Below are 20,100 nucleotides of genomic sequence, written 5' to 3'. Positions count from 1 at the left end.
GGCCGTCGTGGAACCGGACGTCAGTTCTCCTGACCCGCTCCCGTGAGAGCTGCTCGTGCCCGAGCGGCGCGGACGGCCGCGGACAGGGTGGCGATGTCGTAGGCGCCGTGGTGGCGACGGCCGTTGACGAAGAACGTGGGGGTGCCCGACACCCCGCTGAGGTCGGCGGACTCCACGTCCGCGGCAACGTGGGCGGCGCCGGTGCCGGCTCTCAGGTCGGCGCGGAAGCGGTCGAGGTCGAGACCGATCTCCTCGGCGTAGCGGAGCAGATCCCTGGGCCGCAGCTCCCCCTGATGACGCATCATCTGCTCGTGCATCTCCCAGTAGCTGTTCTGGCGGGCGGCGGCCTCGGCGGCTTCAGCGGCGAGCTGGGCGCCCGGGTGCACGTCGGTGAGCGGCAGATGGCGCCATACGTAGCGCACGTCCCCGAAGTCGGCGAGCAGCTCGCGCACCACGGGCTCGGCCAGCCCGCAGTAGGGGCACTCGAAGTCCCCGTACTCCAGGAGCGTCACGGGTGCGTCCAGGGGGCCGCGTACGTGGTCGCGGTCCATGTCGACGGGATCGCTGAGGTCGACGATCGTCCGGCCGGTGCCGAGGAGGGCGCGGGCACGGGAGTTTCGCGGAAGGGCGCCGATCACTCCGGCGACCAGCCAGGTGAGGAGGAAGGCGCACAGGACGGCGGCAAGGATTCCGATTTTCGCCTGCTCCAGCTCGTCCCCGTCGAAGGCGATGGTGGCGATCAGCAGGGAGACGGTGAAGCCCACCCCGGCCAGGGTGCCACCGGCCGTGATGGCGCCCCAGCCGACCGGTGGGTGCAGGCGCCCTCCGCTGAGGCGTGTCGTGAGCCAGGTCGCGCCGATGATGCCGAGCGGCTTGCCGAGGACATAGCCGAACAGGATGCCGAGGGTGACCGGTGAAGTGAAGGCTTGGGCCAACTGGCCGGCGCTGAGAGTGATGCCCGCGTTGGCGAGGGCGAACAGCGGCACGATCACATAGCTCGTCCAGGGGTGCAGCATCCGCTGGAGGCGGTCGTTGGGGGAGAGAGTCGAGGCGATCTGACGTCGCACCGAGCGTTCGAGTTCGGGGGTCGGCTGTTCGCGGAAGCGTCTGAACAGCCTGCTGGCGTGTTCCAGGTCTTGGCGCTCCGCCGGGCGGGCATAGGTCAGCAGACCCATCGCGAGGCCGGTCACCACAGGGTCCACCCCGGACTTCAGGAGTGCCACCCAGATCGCCGTGCCCAGGATCGCGTACAGGGAGGGGAATCGCATGCCGAGGGTGCGTCGCACCAGCAGGACCACGGCGAAGAGCGCGAGCGCGGTCAGGAGCGCGGGCAGGGAGATGGCTCCGCTGTAGGCGAAGGCGATGATGGCCAGGGCCAGGAAGTCGTCGACGACGGCGACCGTGAGGATGAAGACCCGAAGGCTGCCGGGCAGCCGGGTCCCGAAGACGGCGAGCATGCCCAGCGCGAAGGCCGTGTCCGTCGACATGGCGGCACCCCAGCCGTGCACGGAGTCCTCGCCCGCGTTGACGGACAGGTAGATCGCGACGGGTACGAGCATGCCGCTGAGCCCTGCGAGCAGCGGCAGGGTGATCCGTCGGCGTTCCCGCAGCTCGCCCATGTCGAACTCGCGGCGCGCCTCCAGACCGACGACGAAGAAGAACAACGTCATCAGCCCGCTGTTCAGCCACTCGCGCAGGTCCAGCGACACAGCGCCCGATCCGACATGGACCGACAACTCGGTTCCCCACAGCGCCTCGTACGAACCGGCGGCGATGTTGGCCCAGACGAGGGCGGCGAGGGCGCCGACGAGCAGCACCGAGGCACTGCCGGTCTCCGTCCGCAGGAAGACACTCAGGGGACCGCGCGTGTCCTGGCCGCAGAGGGTCTGTCCCGACGGGGGCGAGGTCTCAGGTGGCACGGTCACTCCACAAGTCTGAACCCACTCAGGATTCGGCACCCGACGAAGCAGGGACGGCCGCCACTGCCACCGCCGGTGGTGGCAGTGCGGTGCCGCGGATCGCGGGGCATCCGCTCCACGCCGGAGACCCCGCTGTTCACGAAGTGCGGGCCACTCCCACGTAGATGCCGCTGCCTTCGGCCTCCTGCTCCTTGCCCGAGGGCGCCCACTCCGTCGCGGTGACCAGACCGGGCGGAACGAGGTCGAGGCCGTCGAAGAAGCGCTCCACCTCGGTACGGGTGCGGAAGCCGAGCCGGATCCCGCCCTTGGCGTACTCGGCGGTGACCTGTGCGGCAAGTTCCGGATAGAGGTCGGAGGCGGCGTGCGAAAGCACCAGATAGCTGCCCGGCGGCAGGGTGGCGACCAGATCGCGGACGATGGCGTGCGCGTCCTGCTCGTCGGGGACGAAATGCATCAGCGCGATCAGCGACAGCGCGATCGGGCGGCTGAAGTCCAGGATGTGCCGGGCATGCTCGACGATCCCCTGCGGCTGCCGGACATCGGCCTCGATGTAGTCGGTGACCCCTCCGGGCCGGCTGACCAGCAACGCCTCGGCATGACGCAGGACGATCGGGTCGTTGTCGGCGTAGACGACCTTCGCCGTCGGCACGATGCCCTGAACGATCTGATGAAGGTTGGGCTCGGTGGGGATCCCCGTACCGATGTCCAGGAACTGGTCAACGCCCTGCGTCGCGAGCCAGGCGGCCGCCCGGTGCATGAACTGGCGGTTCTGCCGCGCCGCGTCCCTGGCCTCGGGCGGCAGTTGTTCACCCACGGCCTCGTCGACCGGATAGTTGTCCTTGCCACCCAGCAGCCAGTCGTAGACCCGCGCGGGATGCGCCTTGTCGGTGACGATCCGTGAGAACCGTTGTGGGCCGGTCGGCATGACAACTCCGTCGTGTCCGTCGCTCCAGGTGACTGGGCCAGGCCGAGTACTCCATGCGCCCTGGTCGAGTAGATCATGTGCTCCGCGCGAGAGGGAAGAGCGGCCCGGCGCCCAGGTGCCTCGTTGGACCGGACATGGTGAGGCCGGTGCGTCCGATGTGGGCTACGTCTCATCCGCGGGCCGTGACACGGGATGCGCGGCCGGTGTCTCCATGCCGAGTCCATCACTCGAGGGAGACGTCTCGAGGGAGACACAGGGAGACATGATGAACGGGAATGTTCAGGTGGTCGTGGTCGGCGGCGGGTACGGGGGAGTGACGGCGGCCAATCGCCTGGCTCGGCGCGACGGCGTGTCGGTGATCCTGGTCAACCGGCGTCCCGAGTTCGTCGAGCGGATCCGTCTGCACCAGCTCGCGACCGGCTCCGACGACGCGGTCGAGAGCTTCGGCGAGGTCCTGGGCGGGAACGTCCGGCTGGTCGTCGACACCGCGACCCGGATCGACGCCGCCGAGCGCCGGGTGTCGCTGGCGGGCGGTGACACGCTCTCGTACGACTACCTCGTCTACGCGGTGGGCAGCGGCGCCGCCGACCCCGGTCTGCCCGGAGCGGCGGAGTTCGCCCACTGGGTGTCGGACCTCGAAGGCGCGGAACGACTGCGGTCGGCGCTCGACGCGGCGCCCGCGTCGGCTTCGGTGACCGTGGTCGGGGCGGGCCCGACCGGTCTGGAGACCGCCGCCGAGCTGGCGGAAACGGGCCGCAAGGTCACCCTGGTCTGCGGCAACGTGCTCGGCCCCTCCCTGCACGCCCGGGTCCGCCGCCCGGTCGCCCGTCGGCTGGCCCGGCTGGGGGTGACCGTCCTCGAAGGTCCCGGCGCACTGGTGACGGAGGTGACGGGCGAGGGCGTACGGCTGGACGACGGCCGTGAGGTGGCCGGCGCGGTGACGATCTGGACAGCGGGCTTCCGTGTCCCGGACCTGGCCGCCCGCAGCGGGCTGCGCACCGACTCCGCGGGTCGGCTGCTCACCGACACGACGCTGACCAGCGTGGACGACGAGCGCATCGTCGCCGCCGGGGACGCGGGGGCGATGCCGGACCACCCGTTCCGGATGAGCTGCCAGGCCGCCGTACAGCTGGGCCCGGCCGCCGCCGACACGATCCTGCGCCGGATCGCGGGGAAGGCGCCCGCTCCCGTCCGGATGTTCTTCGCCGGGCAGTGCCTCAGCCTCGGCCGGAAGGAGGGCGTCACCCAGTTCTCGTACCCGAACGACAAGGTGAATGCGATCGGCATCAGCGGGCGGACCGGTGCCGGCGTCAAGGAGATCGCCTGCCGGTTCACCCTCGGCAAGTTGGTGTCCGGGGCACGCAAGGCCGGTCCCCGCACAGCCCACGGCGACGACACCGACCGCCTGGAGACGCCTCGGCCCGAACACCGCACGACACCGTCCGACACGGGACGCACGGCCTAGCCGCCGAGCCCCCTCCCGCTCAGGCGATAGCCCGTCTTGGGACCGGGTACATATCCACGGCCCGCCTCCGGCAGGTGGGGCCGACCGCGAGAGAGCGAAACGCACGACATGAACGACCACGTGACCGACCCCGCGACCGAGGCCTTCGTCGCCCACCGCGACCTGCTGTTCACCGTCGCCTACGAGATGCTCGGTTCGGCGGCGGACGCCGAGGACGTCCTCCAGGAGACCTGGCTGCGGTGGGTCAAGGCCGACCTGGCGCAGGTGCGGGACCAGCGCGCCTACCTGGTGCGGATCACGACCCGGCAGGCACTCAACCGGCTGCGCACCCTCAAACGGCGCAAGGAGGCCTACGTGGGCCCCTGGCTGCCCGAGCCCCTGCTCACCTCGCCGGACGTGGCCGAGGACGTCGAACTCTCCGAGAACCTGTCGCTGGCGCTCATGTACATCTTCGAAACGCTCTCACCTACCGAACGCGCCGTCTTCGTCCTGCGCGAGGTCTTCGAGTTCGGCTACGAGGACATCGCGGCCGCGATCGACAAGAGCCCCGCCGCCGCACGCCAGATCGCCTACCGCGCCCGTCAGCACGTCGACGCCCGCCGACCGGGCACACCGGCGTCCCCTGAGGAAGCCCGGGCGGCGTCGGACTCGTTCCGGCGCGCGCTCGAAACCGGGGACCTCCAGGGGCTGCTCGACGTACTTGCCCCGGACGTCGTCTTCGTCAGCGACGGCGGCGGCCTCAGGCTGGCGGCCCTGCGGCCGGTCGTCGGCGCCGACAAGGTGATCCGCTACATGGCCGGCAGTGTCGACAAGGCAGGCGGCACCTTCACCAGCGAGCCCACGACGGTCAACGGCAACCCCGGCCTCATCCTGCGCCTGGGCGATGTGATCGACGGCGTACTGGCCTTCACGGTGGAGAAGACCCGCGTCACCGGCCTCTACTACGTCCGCAATCCCGAAAAGCTCACCCGTGTCGAGTCGGAAACACCGCTCACTTCCCGCTGACGCGCATCGGCCGCTGTGCTTGGGGCCCGACGCGCCCGACCTCACGGCCAGTGACCCTTCGCCCAATGACCGCAGCCTGAAAGGGACGTAGGACAGTGAATTCTCACGTTGCCACCCCCACACCCATGTTCACCGTGCCGGCCGTCGACATCTCCCCCTACGTCGGAGACGGTACGGACGAGGAGCGGGGGCAGGTGGCACGGCTGATCGATGCCGCGTGTGCCGAGGTGGGGTTCATCCAGGTCCTCGGGCACGGCATTCCGCAGCGCGCGCTCGACGGTCTGCAGGGCGCGATGGACGCGTTCTTCTCGCTGCCGCTGGAGGCGAAGAAGGCGTACCGCGTCGACGGCGGCGCCAACCGCGGGTACAGCCCGCCGAACAGCGAGTCGCTCAGCCTGAGCCTGGGCCTTGAGTCGGCCTCCCGGATGAACGACTTCTTCGAGGCATTCAACGTCGGTGTCGAGGCGCGGTCCTTCCCGCCCGAACTCGGCCTTTCCGAGGACGACTTCGGGATCAACGTGTGGCCGGACATCGAGGGGTTCACACCGCGGGTGGAGGCCTACTTCGGTCACGCCCAGCGGGTGGCACGCACGCTGACGCGGATCTTCGCGGACGCCCTCGGCCTGACACCGGGCTTCTTCGACGCGCTCACCGGACACTCCATCGACGTGCTCCGGATGAACAACTACGCCCTGCCCGAAGGCACCGTGGACCTGGACGGCGAGCTGATGGGGATGGGCGAGCACACCGACTACGGGATCGTCACCGTGCTGTGGGCCGACCAGATCCCCGGCCTCCAGGTGCTCGACCGCCATGGCAGCTGGCACGACGTGGCGCCCGCGGACGGCGCTCTGCTCGTCAACCTCGGTGATCTCACGGCCCGGCTGACCAACGACCGGTGGATGTCGACGCTGCACCGCGTCAAGCCCCCCGTCGTCGACGGGACGATCCTGCGGCGCCGCTCGGCCGCCTTCTTCCACGACGGGAACCCGGAAGCGGTCATCGAGACACTGCCCGCCCTTCTCGACGCGGACGACGGGCTCGCCTACGAACCCGTCACTGTCCGGGAGCACATCAGGGCCAAGCTGAACGGCTCGCGGCAGGGCAAGAAGAACGTGGCGGCGGTCCGCGAGGCCGCACGCGCCCGGGCTGCCATCGAGTGAACGGCCCACGCCCGGGCGACGCGGTCACTCAAGGTCCCGGCCAGACGGCCGAGGCGTCGTCGCGGTGGGGGTCGGGCAGCCGGATCGGGCGTACGGGGATCGTGCGGCTGTGTTCTTCGGTTACGGCTGTCCACGGGGCGGAGAGCCCGGAGTAGCACAGGGCTGTCAGGGCGAAGACGTTGTCGGCGTACACCTCGACGTATTCGCCGATGGTGAGGATGCGCAGGGTGGCGGCGGGCTCGGTCAGGACGGTCTCGCCGAGCCGGATGCCGCCGGGGCCGGTGATCCAGAGGTTCTTGCCGTCGCAGCCGACGGAGAGGGCGGGGCGGCCGTCGCCCGTGGTGTCGGTGCGGAGGGTGATTTCGACGGGCGCGGTGATGCCGATGTCGCCGACCGCGTGGAGGGCGGGCCGGTCGGTCTCGTCGCCGAGCCAGGCGTTCAGGCCGGTCCACCATTCCAGACGGGGAGCCGAATCCTCCCGTACGACAAGGGACTTGGGCTGGGCCAGCATGCCGCGGCAGCGGTCGCCGGAGTCGGTGAGGCCGACCTGGCGGGGCGTGGTGTGCAGGACTACGCGGGAGCCGTCGGGCGCGGCGATGACACGGGGGGCGTACGAGCCGGTCGGGCCGAGAGGGCCGCGGCGGGTCCAGGGGCCGCGCAGGCGCGGGGCGGTCCATGCCTCGAAGCCGCGGGTGGCGCCGATCGAGCCGAGCAGCAGCCAGCTGCCGTCGTCGAGGCGTTCCAGGACCGGGCACTCCAACTCGTCGACGTCGCCTGGTGAGACGAGCGGCGGGTGGACCGTCCAGTGCTCCAGGTCGGGGGAGGTGGCCAGTGCCACGCAGCCGCTGACCTCCACCGGCAGCGAGGCGTCGCTCGCGCAGACGGCCATCACCCAGCCCTCGCCCTCGTCGTCGCGTACGACGAACGGGTCGCGCCAGCCCATGCGTTCACCGGTGCGGTACCAGCGCGGGTCCGCCTCGACGACGGGCCCGGTGCCGTGGCGCCGCCAGCCCGTGCCGTCGGTGCGGTCGGAGTACGCGAGGCCGACGGCCTGCAGCGGCCAGCCGTCCGCCGTCAGCCCGCTCACTCCCGTGTAGAACATGGCCATCCCGCCGCCGTGCCGCAGCGGGTGCATGGTCCACACGGCCTGCTGGTCGAAGCGGCCGGGCAGTCCGTTGCCGAACGCGGTGCCCTGGGGCTGCCAGCGGACCAGGTCGGCGGAGGTCGCCCGGCCGTAGGAGGTCTCCATCCGCAGGTGGTCGAACTCCGCCGTCCAGGGCCCCTGCAGGTGCAGCACCGTGTACGTGCCGTCCTCGTCGCGCAGGAGGGCGAAGTCGTTCACGCAGAGGCCGGGCGGGGCGTATCGCATGCACAGTTCCTGTCGGCTCACAGCGCTCAAACGCATGCGCTGACCATTGACCAATGCGGCATCTCTCGGGAATCGTCCCAAGTAAATATGAACGCAAACGCTTGCGCAACAGCGAGGTCAGGTTTACGGTCACGTCACTCACAGATCACACCGCCGTGAATCAACGGGAGGAACTGAGCCGTGACGGCCAGCATCAACGACGTCGCCCGCGCCGCCGGCGTCTCCGCGTCCACCGTGTCCCGCGCCCTGCGCGGCCGCGCAGGCGTCTCCGACGAGGTGCGGGACCGGATCGCGGCCGTGGCCGTACAGCTCGGCTACACCGCGTCCCGCTCCGCCTCCAGCCTGGCCAGCGGCCGCACCTTCACCATCGGGGTCGTCGTCCCGTACGTGGGCCGCTGGTTCTTCGGCACCGTGCTGGACGCGGCGGAGCAGGTGTTCAGCGCCGCCGGGTACGACGTCCTGCTGTACAACCTGGGCACGCCCGAGACACGCAAGCGCTTCTTCACGAAACTGCCGGTCCGCAAGCGGGTGGACGCGGTGCTGTCGCTGCTCATCCCCGACGAGGGGGAGTCCGCGGCGCTGCGTTCCCTCGGCGTGCCGCTGGCCAGCACGGTCGGCGGCGCCCGGCCCGGCTTCACCGTGGTCGGCATCGACGACCGGGTCGGCGCGGAGAGCGCCGTACGGCATCTGGTGAACCTCGGCCACCGCCGGATCGGCACGATCAGCGGATCCAGCGGGCCGCTGCACTGGACCACACCCATCGAGCGCCGCCGGGCGTATCTCGACGTCCTGGCCGAGGCCGGGATAGAGCACGACCCGGCCCTGGAGGCGGACGGCGACTACACCCTGGAGGGCGGCGAGCGGGCGATGACCGAGTTGCTGGCCGCCTCCCGGCCGCCGACCGCCGTGTTCGCGCAGTCCGACGAGATGGCGATGGGCGCACTGCGCGCCCTGCGCCGCCACCGGCTGAAGGTCCCGGACGACGTGTCCGTCGTCGGCTTCGACGACCACGAACTCGCCGACGTGATCGGCCTGACCACTGTCGCCCAGCCGGTCGCGGGCCAGGGCGCCGAGGCCGCCCGGCTGCTGCTGCGCCAACTGGACGAGCCGGCCGCCGAACACCCCGGCCATGTCCGGATGCCCATCCACCTGGTCCTGCGCGAGAGCACCGCCCCGCCCCGTCCGCGCGGACCTCAGTAACACCTCCCCCTCTGAGCCCCACACCCCACGCCTCGACGGCACTCCCATACCTCGAACACACGCCACAGCACGGAGGCACAGACATGAGCTCGACCAACAGAAGGCACCGCCGCACGGCCTGTACGGGCCTGGCACTGCTCCCTCTCGTGGCACTGGCCGCCTGTGGCGGGGGCAGCGGCACCGACGCCTCGGCGGACGCCGGCAGCGGCAAGGGCACCATCAGCGTCTGGGCCCACCAGGGCCAGAAGAGCGAGGACGCCGCCGTGCAGGCCGCGGTGAAGTCCTTCAACTCCTCACAGAGCGACATCAAGGTCGAACTGAAGCTGATACCTGGCAACGACTACACCAAGACCATCACCGCCACCAGCGCCTCCGAACTGCCGGACGTGATGGAGTTCGACGGCCCGACGATGGCGAACTTCGTCTACAACAAGAAGCTCGCCCCCGTCGACGACTACGTCTCCTCCAAGACGATGGCCAACGCCACCGACGCGAACAAGTCCCAGGGAGCGATCGGCGGCAAGCACTACGGCCTCGGCATGTACGACTCGGGCCTGGGGATCTACGGCAACAAGAAGCTGCTGGACGCGGCCGGGGTCAAGTACCCGACGAGCGTGGACGACGCCTGGACGGCGGACGAGTTCACGGCCGCGCTCAAGGCGTTGAAGGCCAAGGACTCCGACGGCAAGACCCTCGACATCCAAGAGGGCAACGGCCTGGCCACCGAGTGGGGAACCTACGGCTTCGCCCCCGTCGTCTGGTCGGCCGGCGGTTCGCTGATCAAGGGCGACAAGGCGGAAGGCGCACTCGACACACCGGCCGTGGTCTCGGCGCTGAAGACCGTCCAGTCCTGGAAGACGTACGTCGACCCCAACACCGACGGCAACGCCTTCGCCAAGAGCCGCGTCGCCCTGAGCTGGGTCGGCCACTGGATGTACCCCACCTACAGCAAGGCCCTCGGCGACGACCTCGTCGTACTGCCGCTGCCCGACTTCGGCAACGGTGCCAAGACCGGCCAGGGCTCCTGGGCGTGGGGCATCGGCGCCGACACCAAGAACGCCAAGGCCGCCGGCGCCTTCGTGGACTACCTCCTCAACGACGCCAACGTCACCGCGATGACGACGGCAAACGGCGCCCCGCCCGCCACCAGGACCGCGCTCGCCGCGAGCCCCCTGTACAAGCAGGGCGGCCCGCTCCAGCTCTTCGCCGACCAGCTCGCCAAGCCCTGCGGCGACAGCGACATCACCAAGTCCTGCGTCGCCGTCACCCGCCCGGTGACCGCCGGATACCCCACCATCACCGCCAAGTTCGGCGAGGCCCTCAACTCGATCTACGGCGGAGCCGACCCGAAGAGCGCCCTGGAGAAGGCCGCCCGCGCCATCGACCAGGACTTCTCCGACAACGCCGGCTACAAGATCCCGTAGGACCATCGGCCAGGGGCGGGACGGTGCAGACCGCGCCCGCCCCCGCCGGGAACAGGACCCATCCGTGACCTCCGTCGAACCGGCGCACGAAGCGCCCCACGCCCGGGAGAAGGCCCCACCCGTGACCGCCGCCAAACCCGCGCGTCCGGTGCGTCCAGCGCGTCCGGGGCGTTCCGTGCGCAAGAACCGCGACTGGTTGCACGGACTGCTCATGTCCACGCCTGCCGTCGCCGGACTCATCGCCTTCGTGGGCATCCCGTTCGGCTACGCCGTCGTCCTCTCCTTCTACAACGTCCGCCTCGGCTCCCCGCTCGCGCCCACCTTCTTCGGCCTGGAGCAGTACCGGCGGCTGTTCACCGACCCCGACCTGTCAGGCCCCTTCCTGCGGGCCCTGCTGAACAACCTGACCTTCGCCCTGGTCGTCGTCCCCGTCCAGACGGCCCTGGCGCTCGGACTGGCGATTCTGCTGAACCGCAAACTCAAGGCGATCGGGCTGTTCCGGTCCCTGTTCTTCATGCCGGTCGTCTTCCCGATGGCGCTGGTCGCCGTGATCTGGCGGCTCATCCTCGCCCGCAGCGACCAGGGCATGCTCAACTCCACCCTGGACGCGGTCAGTTTCGGCAACTGGGGTGCCTTCGACTGGCTCGGCGACTCCGCCACCGCGATGGCCTCGATCATCGTGCTGTCCATCTGGCAGGGCGTCGGCTTCCAGATGGTCATCCTCCTCGCCGGCCTCCAGCAGATACCGGGGGAGCTCTACGAGGCCGCAGATCTCGACCGCGCGAGCCGCTGGCAGCAGTTCCGCCACGTCACACTGCCCGGCATCCGCGGCACCCTCGTCTTCGTCGCCCTGCTCACCTCGGTGCTCTCCTTCCGGGTCTTCGACCAGGTCTACGTCCTCGTCAAGGGCGGCGGCCTCAACGAGGACGCCGGCCGCACCGTGATGTACCAGGCCGTCACCACCGCCTTCGACCAGAACAACGTCGGCCAGGCAGCCGCGATCACCGTCGTCTTCTTCCTGATCGTCGTCGCCCTGACCCTCATCCAGCGCCGCGTCGTCCGGCCCGACAACGAGGACTGACCATGAGCACCAGCACGGGCCTCACCCGCACACCCCTGCGCCGCTTCCTCGACTACGCCGTCCTCAGCGTGCTGGCGTTCATCTTCGTACTGCCCGTCCTCTACCTGTTCATGGGCAGCCTCAAGCCGTCCGACGAAGTACTGAACGGCCTGTCCGGCTTCCTGCCCACCCACCTGTCCTTCGACAACTACTCCAACGTCCTGAGCAGCCTCAACTCCGACAGCACCGGCTACTTCTGGCGCTTCATGGGCACCTCGCTACTGCTCGCGTTCGTGGTGGTGACGGGCGGCCTGTTCGTCAACTCGATGGCGGCGTACGGGCTGTCACGGCTGAAGTGGCGCGGCCGCAACGCCGTCTTCACCCTCATCCTGCTGCTGATGCTGGTCCCGTTCGAGTCGGTGGCCGTCCCGCTCTTCTACATGTTCAACGACCAGCGCAACACGCTCTTCATCCAGGCGATCCCGTTCCTCGCCAACGCCTTCTCCGTCTACCAGTTCCACACCTTCTTCCGCACGATCCCGCCGAGCATCGAGGAAGCCGCCCGCATAGACGGCGCGGGCCCCTGGCGCACCTTCTTCGCCATCATCGTCCCCATGTCGAAGCCGGCCTTCGCGTCCGTGGCGATCCTCACCTTCCTCACCCAGTGGGGCTCCTTCCTCTGGCCCGTCCTGATGGTCTCCGACCCCTCGGTACGCCCACTGCCCCTGGAGATGAGCGTCTTCCAGGCCCAACTGCCCCCGGACTGGGGCCAGATCCTCGCCTTCGGCGTCCTCCTGGTCCTGCCTGTCCTGATCGTCTTCGCGTTCTTCCAGCGCTGGTTCGTCCAGGGGGTCGCCAGCTCCGCCGTCAAGGGCTGAGCGTTTTTGCGGTCGGGACGGACGAGTACCAGGGGGCGCTGCTGCCCGACTACCAGCGCCCCCTCTGTGGATTCAGCTCTTTGTCATGGGGGACGCCGGCGGTGAGTCCGGCCGGGGGCCCGGCGTGGACTCCTGTCCGCCCATGTCGAGACGGAACGGCGGGTACTGGTCGGTCATCAGCGCGGCATAGGCGATCACCCGCGCGACCCACCGGACGAGGCCCATCAGGAAGCCGAAGAGGTGCAGCGGGTACCGGGCGGTGAACAGCAGGATGACCACGGCGACGAGGGAGAGGAAGGGCATCAGCCCGCCGCCCCGCCAGCAACCCCCGTCGTCCCCGTCCTCGCCCCATCCCCAGCCACCCGCGAACATCGCGACGACGATGTACTGCGGGATCGCCAGCAGCCACCACTTCACCAGGACCAGACCACGTGAGAGGCGCTCCGGGTAGGCGACGTCGAACCGCGCCGGGTAGTCGGGCACATCCGCGAGGGTGAACGGCGGGTACCGGTCGGTGCCGAGGGCGGTGTGGGCGTAGTAGCTGACCCGCCAGTTCCATCGCAGTACGCCGACGCTGAAGTCGAAGAGCGATCGGGGATACCGGCCGGTGAACAGGATGGCGAAGAACGCGATCACCGTGACGAGGACGAACCCGATCCACAGGAAGAACAGCACGATGTAGTGCGGGATGGCGAGGAGCCACTTCACCAGCCACAGCCATCTCGACAGCCGGGCATCGACGGATGCCTCGATACGGACGGGCGACGCGGCGACAGAAACCATGGGAGGGAACTCCTTTCGCTTGCAGATTCGCAAGCGACGTGGAGCACCGCGACCTGGGAGGGGCCGTTCGCGCACCCGGCCGCGCCCGTCACCCCGACCGGCAGGTCACCCTTCGGGCACCGGCTCCGGTGACGGCTCGCTGAGCTGCTCGCGCACGTAGTTCCACACCACCGCGATGAGCGCGGCGATCGGTACGGCGAGCAGGCTGCCCACGATGCCGGACAGACTGCCGCCCAATGTCACCGCCAGCAGGATCACGGCAGCGTGGAGGCCGAGCCCACGACTCTGGATCATCGGCTGGAACACGTTCCCCTCCAGCTGCTGCACCACGATGATGATGGCCAGCACGATCAGCGCGTCCGTCAGACCGTTGAAGACCAACGCGATGAGGACCGCGACGAAACCGGCGAACAGGGCGCCGATGATCGGCACGAACGCGGAGACGAACGTCAGCACCGCCAACGGGAGCACCAGCGGCACCCCCACGGCCCACAGGCCCAGACCGATCAGAATGGCGTCGAGCAGGCCGACGGCCGCCTGGGAACGTACGAAGGAGCCCAGGGTTGCCCAGCTGCGAGCAGCCACGGTGGGGATGTCGGTGGCGAGCCGGCCGGGCAGTTGACGGGCGAGCCACGGCAGGAAGCGCGGGCCGTCCTTGAGGAAGAAGAACATCAGGAAGAGCGCCAGCACGGCGGTGACCAGGCCGTTGACGATGGTGCTCACGCCCGTGATCACGGTGGTGACCATGCTGCCGAGGCCGTCCTGAGCGCGGGCGACAGCGCTGTCCATGGCCTTGGTGATGTCGTCGTCGCCGATGTTCAACGGCGGCCCGGAGGCCCAGTCACGCAGCTTCTGGATGCCTTCGACCACGCCGTCGGTCAGGTCACCGGACTGGGACGCGACCGGTACGGCGATGAGCGCCACGACGCCGCCTGCGACGAGGAGGGACAGTACGGTCACGGTCGACGCGGCGAGGGCGGGCTTCCACCCGTGACGACGCAGGAAACGAGCCAGGGGCCAGGTCAGTGTCGTCAGCAGCAGGCCGACGACGAGCGGCCACACCACCGACCACATCCGCCCCAGAAGCCACAGAGACACTGCGAGCATCGCGAATATCAGCAGCAACTCCGCGGAAAAACGCGCCGATGTGCGCAGCGCGTCGCGGGTTTTCGTGGAACTCATGGTGGCAGTCACGCTGGCACCCTATTGGCACGGCTTCCGGCCGGAGGACCTGGGCTGCGGTACGCACCGGTCGGCCGGTGTGGGGAGATCGTCGCGCGGGTTGTTCTGCGGTTCCAGGTGGCAGGTTTGTTCAGCCGTCAGAGAGCGGCTGTCGGCGGTGCCACGGTGTGCCGGAGGCTGCTTCCCCGGAGGGCCGGACCGCGGGCTGGACGGAGCGTGTCGACGAGTGCGGTCGGCCGGGAGCGGGGAGGTCTCGCGCATGGAAACGACTGGCAGTGTTCCGGAGAAGGTGGCCTGGGTCCTTGTGCGGGACGGCCGAGTGCTGGTGACGCGTGACGAGGACAGGGACGTGTTCTATTTTCCCGGTGGCATGAGGGATCCCGGAGAGAGCGACAGCGAGACCCTGGTGCGCGAGATCGAGGAGGAGCTCCAGGCGGTCATCGTCCCTGGCACGCTGGTGCACTTCGGTACGTTCGAGACCCGGAGCGATCGCGGCGGGCGGGTCGAGTTCCGGATGATCTGCTACGCCGCCGTTCATCGCGGCGCCTTGAACCCGGCCGGAGAAATCGCGGAGATGGCTTGGTTCGGCTACGGCGAACGGGACCGGGTATCCCCGGTCGACCAGATGGTCTTCGACGCGCTGCACATGGATGGGCAGCTTCCCTGACCTGATCCGGTGAGGCGAGCAACGACGATCACGCCGGAACTGCTGCCGCTCTGCAGGTGCACAGCACCAGTGCGCCCGCACCACGGGAGCTGCCCGCGCCGGGCGGTGACGGGGAGAGATTCACTCCATCGTGTGGGAGATACCGCAGGTCGGCGTAGTGCCGATATGTCGTGGGCACTTTCCGCAGCGGCGTGGGTTACACGCCATCAGCGGAAGCAAGGGAGGACCCTCATGCAGCACGACGAAGTGTATGAACCGCCGGCCATGGTGGAAGTCGGTGAATTCGCCGAGCTGACCCGCGGCGAGGCCCTGGGCGCGTACTACGAGGGCGGAACCCCGCCCTACGAGTGGTACCTCGGCCCCAACTAGCCCCAGACCGACAGCACATGATGGGTGACGTGCCATGAGCGGTGACGTGTGGTTCACGATCCTTCCGGACGGTGAATCCGGCGTGGCCGCGGCGCGGCTCCTGCGCCCCTGGGCCACCGAGACCATCACCCACCACTCCGGTCGGCCGTGGCTGCTGGGCAGTTGGCCGGACGGACTGGTGACGGTGGGCGCGGCAGGGGCGCGGCGAGTCGCGGTGATCGGGCGCTGTCCCGTCACCGCCCAGGCGCTGTCCGCGCGGGCGAGACGACTGCGGGACATCGGGGACGTGGAGGGGATCGCCCGCGGCCTGGCCGGCAGCTTCCATCTCCTCGCATCCGTCGACGGCTCGGTCCGGGCCCGGGGGAGCGCGTCCGGGGTGCGGCGCCTCTTTCACACGCGGGTGGGCGGAGTGACCGTGGCCGCCGACCGGTCGGACCGGCTCGCCGCCGTGACCGGAGCAGCCCCTGACGAACGGGTCCTGGCCGCTCACCTTCTCGCCTCGCCGCTTCCGTATCCGCTGGACGACCGCTGTGTGTGGCAGGGCGTGGAAGCACTGCCGTCCTTCGACTGCCTGCTGATCGACGCGGACGGACGGGCCCGGACCCAGCGGTGGTGGACCCCGCCGGAGCCGCAGCGCCCGTGGCAGGAAGGAGTGCCCGCGGTGCGTGCCGCGCTGACCGCCGCGGTGGGCGCATGCACGGCCGACGGGGGCGCGGTGAGCGCGGATCTGTCGGGCGGCCTGGACTCCACCAGCCTGTGTTTCCTGACCGCACACGAGCAGGAGCGGACCCGGACGGCCGGAGCGAAGCTCGTGACGCTGGGCTGGCGAAGCCTCGACCCGGGGAACGACGACGCGGCGTGGGCAGCCCGCGCCGCCGCCCGTCTTCCCGACAGCGAGCACGTCACGCCCAACCGCGACCAATGGCCCCTCTGGTACAGCGACTTGACGGCTCTCACCGGCGACGCCGTCCCCACCGACGAGCCAGGACCATGGGTGCGCGACGGCGCCAGGATGGCAGCGCTCTGCCGCCTGATGACCGGCCGGGGGTCACGCCTGCACCTGATGGGCGGCGGCGGAGACGAGCTGTTCAGCACGTTCCCTCCACACCTGCACGACTACGTCCGACGCCACCCGCTGGCGGCGTACACCCGTATCCGTACGCAACGCGCCTCCCAGCACTGGCCGTTCGGGCAGCTGCTGCGGCAGCTCGCGGACCGCAGGACGTTCGGCCAGTGGCTGGCCGCATGGGCACAGGGGCTCACCGCCGCCGAGCCTTCCTCGGCGGCCCTGGTCCGCGGGGCGCCCTCGACGGCGTGGGGCGTGGAGTTGCGCCTGCCGCCCTGGGCGACCCGCGACGCGGCCTCGGCCGTACAGAGCCTGCTCCGGGAAGCCGCCGAGACCGCCGAACCGCTCGCGCCCCAGCGCGGACAGCACACGGCACTCGCATGCGTACGGACCGGTGGGCGCGGCCTGCGGCTACTGGATCAGGTGACCTCCCGCAGCGGCTTGGGGCAGGCCGCGCCCTACCTCGACGATCAGGTGATCGAGGCGGCCCTGGCCATCCGCGTGGCCGAGCGGAGCACGCCCGGCCGGTACAAGCCGGTGCTCGCCGAGGCGGTGCGCGGCATCGTGCCCGACGACATCCTGAGTCGGCAGACCAAGGGCGAGTACAGCACGGACTTCCACGTCAGTCTGCGCCACAATCGCGCCGCGCTGGTCGAGATCTTCGAGGGCTCGCGGCTCGCCCGGGCCGGACTGATCGACGACGCGGCCGTCCGTGCGTCCCTGCTCGGGGTGCACCCCACGCCGGAGGGGTTGCGCTCCCTCAGCTCCAGTCTGGGCAGCGAGATCTGGCTCCGTGCCCGCCCCGCGCGCACCGGCCCGCCGAGCACCGCGATCACCGAAGGAGCGCCGTGAGCCTGAGCCTGCGACCCGATGTCTGCGCGACGGACACAGCGGACGGCATGGTGCTGCTCGATGAGATCACCGGCCGGTACTGGCAGCTCAACCACACCGCGGCGCTCGTCCTGCGCGGCCTCGTCGACGGCGCCGAACCACCGGACATGGCCCGCGCACTGTGCGAGGCCTACCCCCGCCTCACGGCTGAGCGCGCCGGCGCCGACACGGCCTCGATCACGCGCGCGCTGATCGAGGCCCGGCTGGTGGTGCCCGCATGAGCCAGCCGATGGTGCCCGCCTCTCGCAGCCGTCTGCCCCTGCGCCGCCGTCCCGCTGCCCTCCTCGCCACGGCTGCCGCCCGGCTGATCGTTGGACTCAAGCCGCACCGCATCCGTCGCATTCTGTGCGTGGTCCGGCGCGGGGCCGCCCCCGCCACCACCCGGCAGGCACTCGCCTCCCGCGAGGCCGTCGTCGCGGTCAGCGCGCGTTGCGCAGGGGAGGGCTGCCTCCAGCGCTCCGTGGCCACCGCGCTGCTGTGCCGCATGAACGGGGTCTGGCCGGACTGGTGCACAGGCGTACGCACGGCGCCGTTCCGCGCGCACGCCTGGGTGGAGGTCGACGGCCTCCCGGTGGGAGAACCGCACCGGCCGGGGGAGTACCAGCGCATGATGGTGGTGCCGGCCGCCCTGCCGGAGAAGCGGGGGCCGGTAGGGCGGCTCTGAAGCGCGGCGGCCTCGGCCGCAAAGGGATCCTCGGCCGTAATGGATCCCCGGCGGCAAAGGGATCCTCGGTGGCAATGGGTCGGTCGGTGACCGCTCCCCGGCGAGTCGGTAGAGCTCGGCGAAGTGGTCATCGCGGGCCATCAGCGTCCGGAAGTCGCCCTCTTCACGGACGCGACCCGGGTCGAGGACGGGGATGCGGTCCGAGATCCGGGCGTTCTCCGGGGCCCTGGGTGACGATGACGGCGGTCTTGCCCGCGGGGAGGTCCTTCAAGCGACTCGGATCAGCGGGTACTCGGCGCGGGGGTCCATGGCGGCTGCGCTGCGATGCGATCCGCGTACATGAGTCCTTCGCGCACCCGTTGCTCGGCGAGCTGCCGGGCCGCGAGGGCCGGGGTGGTCCGGTGGGTCCGGGCCGTGTGGAACACCTGTCGGAGGGTGTCTGCGATGCCTTGGATCCGCCCCGCGAGCCGTTCCTCGGATTCCTGACGCAGCTCGATGCCGGTCGCGTGGATGACGCCACCGGAGCTGACGACGACGTCCGGCGCCCAGAGGATGCCGCGGTCCGCGATGAGCTGGGCGGTGGCCGGAGCGTCGAGCTGGTTGTTGGCCGGTCCCGCGACGGCGGCGCACCGCAGCAGCGGCACGGTGCGGGCGGTCAGCAGGCCACCGAGCGCAGCCGGTACGAGGATGTCGACTTCCGTGGTGAGGACGTCGTCGGGATCCACCCAGGTCGCATCGAGATCCCTGGCCAGGCCGCGCGCGGCGGGGTCCACGTCGGTCACGACGAGTCGCGCCCCGGCCCGGTGCAGGAGTCGGGCCACGTGTGCGCCTACCGCACCGAGCCCGATCACCCCGAAGGTCCGGCCGGCGAACTCCGGTGAGCCGAAGACCTCGTCGGCCACCGCACCCAGTGCCGCGAGGGTGCCGCGCGCGGTGTGGAGGGAGGAGTCGCCGCTGCCGCCGTCCTCGACGGGCCGACAGCAGACGTGCGAAGTGCGTTCGCCGATCACCGTCATGTCCGCCGGGCTGCTCCCCACGTCCGGACCTGTGATGTATCGCCCGCCGAGCGATTCGATCGCGTCGCCGACATCGTGCAGCAGCGCCGTGCGCTGCCCGCCGGTCGGCCGGGCCGCCGTAGGGAGGGCGACGACTGTCTTCGCACCCCCGTGCTCCAGACCGGCCAACGCGTTCTTCTCGGTCATCGCCGCGGCCAGCCGCAGCGCATCGGTGAGCGCGGCGGCCGGGTCGGCGTAGTGCGTGATCCGGCAACCGCCTGCTGCCGGGCCGAGTGCGGTCGAGTGGATCGCGATGGTGATCGCGAGACCGCTGCGGCGGCCGCGCACGACCTGTACCAACTCGTGAGAAGGATTCGGGATGTTGAGGGACAGAGCTTGCTCAAGTGCGGCTGTCATGGCGTGAAGCTAGCCGCTCCAACAGGGTTCGAGGCTGTCGGGCGAACAGAATTCGGCAGGGGAGCGATACTCGGCACATGGACGAACTTGATTCGGCGATCGTCCGGCATCTGCAGCGCGATGCGCGGCAGACCAACCGCGATCTCGCCCGCACCCTCGGCATCGCCCCGTCAACATGCCTCGAACGTATCCGCGCCCTGCGCGCCCGCGGGGTCATCACCGGCTACCACGCCGCGGTCGACCCGGCCGCCCTGAACCGCCACGTCCAGGCGCTCATCCACTTCCAGATTCGCCCCCTCAGCCGGGCGGTGATCGAGGCGTTCAAGACCTACGCCGCCGGCCTGCCCGAGGTCAGCACGGTCTACGTGGTCACCGGCGGCGACGACATGACCGTGCACGTCTCCGTGCCCAGCGTGGAGTACCTCCATGGCTTCCTCATGGACAAGTTCACCGAGCGCCGCGAAGTCGTCGGATTCCGTACCTCCGTGATCTATCAGCACACCCACAATCAGGTGCTGGCACCCCTCACACCTTGACCTGACACACGCACTCCTGCGCCGTGCGAGGCGCGGCCGCGAGTGCCTGCCGCGCGTGCCACGAACCGGTAGGTCATGACGCCGTTGCACCAGGGGCCTTGGTCTGACCTGTGTCCCCGGGT

General features: G+C 70.1%; 19 protein-coding genes. 13 read left to right on the top strand and 6 right to left on the bottom strand.

The window, feature by feature from the left end:
* Positions 1 to 20: 20 nt before the first annotated feature.
* A complete protein-coding gene (gene nhaA / locus ACFWXQ_RS06455) occupies positions 21 to 1,919 on the bottom strand; it encodes a Na+/H+ antiporter NhaA (protein ID WP_383953862.1) in 1,899 nt (632 codons plus the stop codon).
* A gap of 136 nt (positions 1,920 to 2,055) precedes the next feature.
* Positions 2,056 to 2,844, bottom strand: coding sequence for an SAM-dependent methyltransferase (locus ACFWXQ_RS06450; protein ID WP_383953847.1), 789 nt, complete (start codon positions 2,842 to 2,844; stop codon positions 2,056 to 2,058).
* 265 nt (positions 2,845 to 3,109) lie between these two features.
* On the opposite strand from ACFWXQ_RS06450, the gene ACFWXQ_RS06445 reads away from it, so the two are divergent.
* The 3 genes from ACFWXQ_RS06445 (at position 3,110) to ACFWXQ_RS06435 (ending at position 6,477) form a co-directional block, all read left to right on the top strand.
* Positions 3,110 to 4,309, top strand: coding sequence for an NAD(P)/FAD-dependent oxidoreductase (locus ACFWXQ_RS06445; RefSeq protein ID WP_386267682.1), 1,200 nt, complete (start codon positions 3,110 to 3,112; stop codon positions 4,307 to 4,309).
* Between the two features lie 108 nt (positions 4,310 to 4,417).
* Positions 4,418 to 5,314: an RNA polymerase sigma-70 factor gene (locus ACFWXQ_RS06440; RefSeq protein WP_383943850.1), complete on the top strand. Its 897-nt coding sequence runs from the start codon at positions 4,418 to 4,420 to the stop codon at positions 5,312 to 5,314.
* Positions 5,315 to 5,439: 125 nt separating this feature from the next.
* The gene (locus ACFWXQ_RS06435; RefSeq protein ID WP_383943853.1) at positions 5,440 to 6,477 is read left to right on the top strand and encodes an isopenicillin N synthase family dioxygenase; all 1,038 of its coding nucleotides are present in this window, start codon (positions 5,440 to 5,442) and stop codon (positions 6,475 to 6,477) included.
* A gap of 28 nt (positions 6,478 to 6,505) precedes the next feature.
* Here ACFWXQ_RS06435 and ACFWXQ_RS06430 read toward each other — a convergent pair whose 3' ends face one another.
* Positions 6,506 to 7,846, bottom strand: a complete 1,341-nt coding sequence (locus ACFWXQ_RS06430) for a mucin-1 (RefSeq protein ID WP_383943856.1) — start codon at positions 7,844 to 7,846, stop codon at positions 6,506 to 6,508.
* A 180-nt stretch (positions 7,847 to 8,026) separates the two neighbouring features.
* Between ACFWXQ_RS06430 and ACFWXQ_RS06425 the strand changes: the two genes are divergently transcribed.
* From ACFWXQ_RS06425 to ACFWXQ_RS06410, 4 genes are all read left to right on the top strand, one after another.
* Positions 8,027 to 9,046: a LacI family DNA-binding transcriptional regulator gene (locus ACFWXQ_RS06425; protein WP_383943859.1), complete on the top strand. Its 1,020-nt coding sequence runs from the start codon at positions 8,027 to 8,029 to the stop codon at positions 9,044 to 9,046.
* A gap of 83 nt (positions 9,047 to 9,129) precedes the next feature.
* Positions 9,130 to 10,470, top strand: a complete 1,341-nt coding sequence (locus ACFWXQ_RS06420; RefSeq protein ID WP_383943862.1) for an ABC transporter substrate-binding protein — start codon at positions 9,130 to 9,132, stop codon at positions 10,468 to 10,470.
* A 64-nt stretch (positions 10,471 to 10,534) separates the two neighbouring features.
* Positions 10,535 to 11,551 (top strand): carbohydrate ABC transporter permease, encoded by a 1,017-nt coding sequence (locus tag ACFWXQ_RS06415; protein WP_383943865.1) that lies wholly within the window; start codon positions 10,535 to 10,537, stop codon positions 11,549 to 11,551.
* 2 nt (positions 11,552 to 11,553) lie between these two features.
* Positions 11,554 to 12,408 carry a carbohydrate ABC transporter permease gene (locus ACFWXQ_RS06410; RefSeq protein WP_383943868.1) on the top strand — a complete coding sequence of 285 codons (855 nt, stop codon included), beginning with the start codon at positions 11,554 to 11,556 and terminating at the stop codon, positions 12,406 to 12,408.
* Between the two features lie 72 nt (positions 12,409 to 12,480).
* Here the strand turns inward: ACFWXQ_RS06410 and ACFWXQ_RS06405 are convergent, their stop codons facing one another.
* The gene (locus tag ACFWXQ_RS06405) at positions 12,481 to 13,191 is read right to left on the bottom strand and encodes a DUF4389 domain-containing protein (protein ID WP_383943871.1); all 711 of its coding nucleotides are present in this window, start codon (positions 13,189 to 13,191) and stop codon (positions 12,481 to 12,483) included.
* Positions 13,192 to 13,296: 105 nt separating this feature from the next.
* Positions 13,297 to 14,373, bottom strand: a complete 1,077-nt coding sequence (locus ACFWXQ_RS06400; RefSeq protein WP_383943927.1) for an AI-2E family transporter — start codon at positions 14,371 to 14,373, stop codon at positions 13,297 to 13,299.
* 259 nt (positions 14,374 to 14,632) lie between these two features.
* On the opposite strand from ACFWXQ_RS06400, the gene ACFWXQ_RS06395 reads away from it, so the two are divergent.
* The 5 genes from ACFWXQ_RS06395 to ACFWXQ_RS06375 all read left to right on the top strand — a co-directional run bounded on the left by ACFWXQ_RS06395 (position 14,633) and on the right by ACFWXQ_RS06375 (position 18,030).
* Complete coding sequence (locus ACFWXQ_RS06395; protein ID WP_383943874.1) at positions 14,633 to 15,040, top strand: NUDIX domain-containing protein; 408 nt, start codon at positions 14,633 to 14,635, stop codon at positions 15,038 to 15,040.
* A gap of 231 nt (positions 15,041 to 15,271) precedes the next feature.
* Complete coding sequence (locus ACFWXQ_RS06390) at positions 15,272 to 15,409, top strand: lasso RiPP family leader peptide-containing protein (protein ID WP_383943877.1); 138 nt, start codon at positions 15,272 to 15,274, stop codon at positions 15,407 to 15,409.
* Positions 15,410 to 15,443: 34 nt separating this feature from the next.
* On the top strand, positions 15,444 to 17,327 hold the full coding sequence (locus ACFWXQ_RS06385; RefSeq protein ID WP_383943880.1) for an asparagine synthase-related protein: 1,884 nt from the start codon (positions 15,444 to 15,446) through the stop codon (positions 17,325 to 17,327).
* On the top strand, positions 17,324 to 17,587 hold the full coding sequence (locus ACFWXQ_RS06380) for a lasso peptide biosynthesis PqqD family chaperone (protein ID WP_383943883.1): 264 nt from the start codon (positions 17,324 to 17,326) through the stop codon (positions 17,585 to 17,587). The genes ACFWXQ_RS06385 and ACFWXQ_RS06380 overlap by 4 nt, the downstream gene beginning before the upstream one ends.
* A complete protein-coding gene (locus ACFWXQ_RS06375) occupies positions 17,584 to 18,030 on the top strand; it encodes a lasso peptide biosynthesis B2 protein (protein ID WP_383943885.1) in 447 nt (148 codons plus the stop codon). The genes ACFWXQ_RS06380 and ACFWXQ_RS06375 overlap by 4 nt, the downstream gene beginning before the upstream one ends.
* A gap of 281 nt (positions 18,031 to 18,311) precedes the next feature.
* On the opposite strand, the gene ACFWXQ_RS06370 is transcribed toward ACFWXQ_RS06375, so the two are convergent.
* Positions 18,312 to 19,442 (bottom strand): Glu/Leu/Phe/Val dehydrogenase dimerization domain-containing protein, encoded by a 1,131-nt coding sequence (locus ACFWXQ_RS06370; protein ID WP_383943888.1) that lies wholly within the window; start codon positions 19,440 to 19,442, stop codon positions 18,312 to 18,314.
* A gap of 77 nt (positions 19,443 to 19,519) precedes the next feature.
* Between ACFWXQ_RS06370 and ACFWXQ_RS06365 the strand changes: the two genes are divergently transcribed.
* Positions 19,520 to 19,978, top strand: a complete 459-nt coding sequence (locus ACFWXQ_RS06365) for an Lrp/AsnC family transcriptional regulator (protein ID WP_383943891.1) — start codon at positions 19,520 to 19,522, stop codon at positions 19,976 to 19,978.
* Positions 19,979 to 20,100: the final 122 nt, after the last annotated feature.

This window comes from Streptomyces sp. NPDC058697 (assembly GCF_042715345.1).
Classification (GTDB): Bacteria; Actinomycetota; Actinomycetes; order Streptomycetales; family Streptomycetaceae; genus Streptomyces; species Streptomyces liliifuscus.
This window is presented reverse-complemented; position numbering and strand designations above follow the sequence as displayed.

What these genes read in the sequence shown, in the direction of transcription:
- ACFWXQ_RS06450 (WP_383953847.1), bottom strand. Translation starts at nt 2,844, where the DNA reads ATGCCGACCGGCCCACAACGGTTCTCACGGATCGTCACCGACAAGGCG.
- ACFWXQ_RS06445 (WP_386267682.1), top strand. Translation starts at nt 3,110, where the DNA reads ATGAACGGGAATGTTCAGGTGGTCGTGGTCGGCGGCGGGTACGGGGGA.
- ACFWXQ_RS06440 (WP_383943850.1), top strand. Translation starts at nt 4,418, where the DNA reads ATGAACGACCACGTGACCGACCCCGCGACCGAGGCCTTCGTCGCCCAC.
- ACFWXQ_RS06435 (WP_383943853.1), top strand. Translation starts at nt 5,440, where the DNA reads ATGTTCACCGTGCCGGCCGTCGACATCTCCCCCTACGTCGGAGACGGT.
- ACFWXQ_RS06430 (WP_383943856.1), bottom strand. Translation starts at nt 7,846, where the DNA reads ATGCGATACGCCCCGCCCGGCCTCTGCGTGAACGACTTCGCCCTCCTG.
- ACFWXQ_RS06420 (WP_383943862.1), top strand. Translation starts at nt 9,130, where the DNA reads ATGAGCTCGACCAACAGAAGGCACCGCCGCACGGCCTGTACGGGCCTG.
- ACFWXQ_RS06410 (WP_383943868.1), top strand. Translation starts at nt 11,554, where the DNA reads ATGAGCACCAGCACGGGCCTCACCCGCACACCCCTGCGCCGCTTCCTC.
- ACFWXQ_RS06405 (WP_383943871.1), bottom strand. Translation starts at nt 13,191, where the DNA reads ATGGTTTCTGTCGCCGCGTCGCCCGTCCGTATCGAGGCATCCGTCGAT.
- ACFWXQ_RS06400 (WP_383943927.1), bottom strand. Translation starts at nt 14,373, where the DNA reads ATGAGTTCCACGAAAACCCGCGACGCGCTGCGCACATCGGCGCGTTTT.
- ACFWXQ_RS06395 (WP_383943874.1), top strand. Translation starts at nt 14,633, where the DNA reads ATGGAAACGACTGGCAGTGTTCCGGAGAAGGTGGCCTGGGTCCTTGTG.
- ACFWXQ_RS06390 (WP_383943877.1), top strand. Translation starts at nt 15,272, where the DNA reads ATGCAGCACGACGAAGTGTATGAACCGCCGGCCATGGTGGAAGTCGGT.
- ACFWXQ_RS06385 (WP_383943880.1), top strand. Translation starts at nt 15,444, where the DNA reads ATGAGCGGTGACGTGTGGTTCACGATCCTTCCGGACGGTGAATCCGGC.
- ACFWXQ_RS06375 (WP_383943885.1), top strand. Translation starts at nt 17,584, where the DNA reads ATGAGCCAGCCGATGGTGCCCGCCTCTCGCAGCCGTCTGCCCCTGCGC.
- ACFWXQ_RS06370 (WP_383943888.1), bottom strand. Translation starts at nt 19,442, where the DNA reads ATGACAGCCGCACTTGAGCAAGCTCTGTCCCTCAACATCCCGAATCCT.
- ACFWXQ_RS06365 (WP_383943891.1), top strand. Translation starts at nt 19,520, where the DNA reads ATGGACGAACTTGATTCGGCGATCGTCCGGCATCTGCAGCGCGATGCG.